The sequence below is a fragment of the Vibrio sp. 2096 genome (genome assembly GCF_033339595.1).
In the GTDB taxonomy this organism is placed as follows: Bacteria; Pseudomonadota; Gammaproteobacteria; order Enterobacterales; family Vibrionaceae; genus Vibrio; species Vibrio alginolyticus.
Genome location: NZ_JAWOUX010000068.1, coordinates 1 through 1,259, shown reverse-complemented (window position 1 = coordinate 1,259; position 1,259 = coordinate 1). Strand labels below are relative to the sequence as shown.

1 protein-coding gene is annotated in these 1,259 nt (G+C 51.6%); it reads left to right on the top strand.

The window, feature by feature from the left end; genetic code table 11:
• Positions 1-2 precede the first annotated feature (2 nt).
• Positions 3-1,259 (top strand): TrkH family potassium uptake protein (locus R7Q41_RS24080; RefSeq protein ID WP_318144715.1); only part of this gene is annotated, 1,257 nt, incomplete at its 3' end.

The following is a 1,259-nucleotide window of genomic DNA, read 5'->3' as shown; positions in this document are numbered from 1 at the left end:
GGCTGGTTTTATCCAAACTGGCCCTTTTTATGTACGTGCCGACTTTGGTCGCTTTCTTCACAGGTACGGGCGGTTTCCTCGATTTCGCCCAAGCCGTTGTGATCACGCACCTTGCCGCCTTCATCTGTTTGACGATTGGCCGAACCGCCAAGTTCAAACTCAGTGTGCGCGACATGTTCCTCATCACCAGTTTAGTCTGGACCATCGCCAGCGCGTTCGCCGCGTTGCCATTTGTGTTCATTAACCACATCAGCTTCACCGATGCCTACTTCGAAACCATGTCGGGGATCACCACCACGGGCTCCACAGTGCTCAGTGGCTTGGACAACATGGCGCCGAGCATTTTGTTATGGCGCTCCATCTTGCAATGGCTGGGTGGCATTGGCTTTATCGTAATGGCGGTGGCAATCCTACCCATGTTGAACGTCGGTGGTATGAAGCTGTTCCAAACGGAATCGTCCGACTGGTCAGATAAAAGCAGCCCAAGAGCCAAAACCGTAGCGAAGAACATCGTGTTGGTGTATCTGATCTTAACGGGCATGTGCATTGGTGGTTATGTTCTGACGGGCATGAACCTGTTTGAAGCGATCAACCACGCCTTTACCACCCTATCTACCGGCGGTTACTCGACCTCCGATAGCTCAATGAACAACTTCTCCAACGGCGCGCACTGGGTCGCGACCACTTTCATGTTCTTGGGCGGTCTGCCATTTCTATTGTTTGTTGCCGCTCTACGCAAACGCAGCATCGATATTCTGGTCAAAGATGCACAGGTACGAGGCTTTGCATACTTGTTCTTGTTCTCAAGCTTAGTGGTTGCCGCTTGGCTAGTGATTCGCGATGGTTACACCATTTTGGATGCCCTGCGAGTGTCGATGTTCAACATCGTTTCTGTGGTGACAACCACCGGGTTCGGCTTGGAAGATTTCACCGCTTGGGGCGCTCTGCCAACCACGCTCTTTGCCTTCTTAATGATGGCAGGGGCATGTTCTGGCTCAACCGCGGGCGGGATTAAAATCTTCCGTTTCCAAATTGCTATGACGCTATTGAACAAACAGATCATGAAACTGATTCATCCATCCGGCGTTTTCGTGCAACGTTACAACCAACGTCCTGTGAACGACGACATCGTGCGCTCTGTGGTGGCGTTTGGGTTGATGTTCTTTATCACCATAATCTTTATCGCTGGCTGTTTAAGTGCCCTTGGTCTTGCTCCCGTGACCAGCATTTCTGGCTCAATCACCGCCGTTGCCAACGTG